Consider the following 3,758-nt stretch of genomic DNA (forward strand, 5'->3'; position numbering starts at 1 on the left):
AGCCCGGCGGGCCCCGCCCCCACAACCGTCACGCGCTTGCGGGTCGCGGCCCGGGCGATGTCGTGCGGCATCTCGGCCTCGCGCCCCGTCGCCGCGTTGTGGATGCACAGCGCCGCGCCCCCGTGATAGATGCGGCCAAGACAGTAGGTCGCGCCGACGCAGGGGCGGATGTCCTCCTCGCGCCCCGCCGCGATCTTGCGCACGATATGCGGGTCCGCGATGTGGGCGCGGGTCATGCCCACCATGTCAAGCTGGCCGGTGGCCACCGCGTGCCGTGCCGTCGCCACGTCGGCGATCTTGGCGGCATGCAGCGTGGGCATCCCCACCTCGTGCCGGATACGCCCCGCGAAATCCAGATGCGGGGCCGAGCGCATCCCCTGCACCGGGATCACGTCGGCCAGGCCCGCGTCGGTATGGATACGCCCGCGGATCACGTTGACGAAATCGGCCAGCCCATCATCCTTCAGCCGCCGGGCAAACGCCACGCCTTCCTCGGCCGGGATGCCGCCCGGCGCGTCCTCGTCCGCGACCAGCCGTATCCCCTGCACGAAATCCGGGCCGACACGGTCGCGACAGGCGCGCAGGACCTCGGTCGCGAAACGGATACGGTTCTCGAAGCTCCCGCCCCACGGCGCGTCCTGCGCATTGGTCAGCGGGCTCATGAACTGGTCCATCAGGTGCCCGTAGCATTCGAATTCCACGCCATCGAGGCCCGCCGCCTTCATGCGCTCGGCGGCGTCGGCGTAATCGGCGATGATCCGGGTCACGTCCCAGTCCTCGGCCACCTTGGGAAAGGCGCGATGCGCCGGTTCCCGGTCCGGCCCGGCCCCCAGCGACGGCAGCCAGTCGCCCGTGTCCCAGCGGGTACGCCGGCCCAGATGCGTCAACTGGATCATCACCGCGCAGCCGTGATCGTGGCATTCGTCGGCAAGCCTTTTCATCCAGCCGACCACCTCGTCGCGGTAGGCCAGTATGTTGCCGAAAGCCGGCGGGCTGTCGCGCGACACCACCGCCGACCCCGCCGTCATGGTCAGCGCGACGCCGCCCTTCGCCCGCGCCACGTGGTAAAGGCGGTAGCGGTCCTTGGGCATCCCGTCCTCGGTATAGCCCGGCTCGTGACTGGACATCATCAGCCGGTTCTTCAATTCCAGGTGCTTGAGCCGATACGGCTGCAACAGCGGATCGTCAGCCATGCCTCACCCCGTGCTGGCGGCCCAGTCCCAGTACATGTCGCGCACACGGCGCGTCATCGGGCCGATCTGGTAATTGCTGTCCTCGAAGGCGGTGACAGGCGTCACCTTCATCATGTTGCCCGACAGGAAGATCTCGTCGGCATCATGGAAATCGTCGAAGCTCATGACGGTCTCGTGCACCCGGATTCCGTCGGCGCGCAGGTTCTCGATATGCCGCGCCCGGGTGATCCCGGCCAGGAATGTGCCGTTGGGGACCGGCGTGAAAACGTCGCCGTCCTTCACGGCAAAGACATTGGCGGTCGCCGCCTCGGCCACGTTGCCCAGCGCGTCCGCGACCAGCGCATTGCTACACCCCTTCGCCCGCGCCTCGGCCAGCATCCGCGCGTTGTTGGGGTAGAGACAAGCCGCCTTGGCGTTGACGACCGCATCCTCCAGCACCGGGCGGCGGAACCGCGTGCGGGCCAGCGTGGCGGCATGGTCGTCCGGGGCCATCGGGATTTCCTCGAGGCTGACGGCGAATCCCGTCTCGCCCCCTTCCTTCGGGACGATTGCCGACATGCCCCCCTCGATCGCCCAGTACATCGGGCGAATATAGACGGCCGCATCCGCCGGGTAGGCCGACAGGCCCTCGCGGATGATGTCCACCATCCGCTCGGCCGTGACGGTCGGCGTCACCATCAGCGCGCGGGCCGAATCGTTCACCCGCGCGCAATGCCGGTCCAGATCGGGGGCCAGCCCATGGGCGAAACGCGCGCCGTCGAAGACATTGCTGCCCAGCCACATGCCATGATCGGCCGCACGCATCACCGCGATGTCGCCGTCATGCCACACCCCGTCGAAATAGGTCCGGATGTTCCGCCCCGTCGCCATTGTCTGCCCTCCCGTCTTTCCGCATGAAGCCTAGGCCGCGGCGCTGACAGGGTCCAGAGGATGCGGACACAAAACACCGCCGCGATACAAGGGCAATACCGACGCGATACCGATGCGCCGATCACTGCCCCCGCACCCTGATCGTCGCCCCTGCCAGTTCCTCGCTGAAGGGCACGGGCAGCGGCGTCCTGCCCAGCCGCGCGCGATAGACCGGCAGGCTTTCGGCCACCCGCATCACGTAATTGCGCGTCTCGCGGAACGGGATGTGCTCGATCCAGTCGATCACGTCCACCCCGCGGCCGCGCGGATCGCCGTAAAGCTCCATCCAGCGCGGCGGGCGGGCCGGACCTGCATTGTAACCGGCTGAAATCATGACGATATTACCGCCAAACCGCTCTGCCAGCCCGGCCAGGTAACCCGCGCCCAGATCGGCGTTGTACCGCCAGTCGGACAGCACGCGGCCCGGCGCGTGATCCAGCCCCATGCCGACCGCGACCTCGCGCGCCGTGCCGGGCATGAGCTGCATCAGCCCCTCGGCCCCCGCCCCGCTGACAACGCCGGGGTCGAATTCGCTCTCGCGCCGCGCGATGGCCAGTACCAGCTCCTCCGGCACCGGCAGGTTACCTTCGGTTAACGGATGCAGCGCATAATAAGGGGCCGGCACAACGAGACCGCGCCGCGCCGCCGCCTTGCCGACCATCACCTGCAGATGGGGCTGCTCCAGCTCCTCCAGCATCGCCCCCATCAGCGCCAGGTCGTCCGGCCCCAGCGTCTCCGACAGCCGCACGAAGAACCGTTCGGCCAGCGTCAACCGCCCCATGGACAGCGCCAGCACGCCGACCTTGTACAGGTCGCTGTCGGTGAACGCGGCCACGCGCCAGTCAACGCCGCGCTGCGGCCCTGACGGGATCCCGTCAAGGGACACCCCGCCCTCCTCGGCGGCAAGGATGCCGTAAAAGCTCGTCGGATGCTCGGCGCCCAGCAGATACGCGTCTCGCGCCGCGGCCGGATCGCCCGCCGCATCAAGCGCCCGGCCCATCCAGTAGCCGGCACGACCCAGCGAAATCGGGGTTTGCACGGCGGAACGCAACCGTTGGAAATGGTCCAGCGCCAACCCCGGCGCATCAAGGTAGCGCAAGGCCACATAGCCCGCTAGCCACTCCAGATCGGCGAAACGCGCCCCCGCGCTCAACTGGTGAAAGGCCGCCAGTTCATAGGCCGTCTCGGCATTGCCCCGCCGCATCTCGGCCCGCGCCAGCGCGCGGCGCCACCCCGACCACCGTTCGGCCCGGCCCAGCCCCCCGGCGATCCGGCTCTGCCGCAGGATCACCTCGATGGCCCGGTCGCTCTCGCCCTCCGCGATATGGCGATTGAACACCGCATGCGCGATCCCGGGTGCGCTCCGGGCGTCGGGCGGCAGCGCCCGCAGCAGGTCGTCGACCTCGCCGCGCCCGTCCTCGATTCGCTGGCGGATCTCGGCACGCTCCCGCGCCACCTCCGGCACCAGTGGCAGCATCAGCGCCATGTCGCGCAATCCCCGCCACAGCGCCATGTCCAGCCGCGCGGCGTGATGCGGCGCCAGCAACCCGCCATGCGCTCGACAAGTGGCGGCGCTTCGGCCTGTCCACGGCGCCCGAGGAGATCGTGAAGCGCAACCGCGAGTCCACCCGCTCGATCATCCTGGCCGACGTTGCC

General features: G+C 69.1%; 3 protein-coding genes and 1 pseudogene. All 4 read right to left on the reverse strand.

Going from position 1 to position 3,758, the window contains the following annotated elements:
• Positions 1 to 1,193 (reverse strand): annotated as a pseudogene (locus ACH107_RS30865) (N-methylproline demethylase); the annotation flags it as partial.
• A 3-nt stretch (positions 1,194 to 1,196) separates the two neighbouring features.
• Positions 1,197 to 2,063: a branched-chain amino acid aminotransferase gene (locus ACH107_RS30870; RefSeq protein WP_412509501.1), complete on the reverse strand. Its 867-nt coding sequence runs from the start codon at positions 2,061 to 2,063 to the stop codon at positions 1,197 to 1,199.
• Positions 2,064 to 2,184: 121 nt separating this feature from the next.
• The gene (locus tag ACH107_RS30875; protein ID WP_412509502.1) at positions 2,185 to 3,588 is read right to left on the reverse strand and encodes a lytic transglycosylase domain-containing protein; all 1,404 of its coding nucleotides are present in this window, start codon (positions 3,586 to 3,588) and stop codon (positions 2,185 to 2,187) included.
• A partial coding sequence (locus ACH107_RS30880; RefSeq protein WP_412509503.1) for a hypothetical protein occupies positions 3,579 to 3,758 on the reverse strand: 180 nt, incomplete at its 5' end. The genes ACH107_RS30875 and ACH107_RS30880, both read right to left, overlap by 10 nt.

The organism is Roseovarius halophilus (ex Wu et al. 2025), assembly GCF_047086965.1.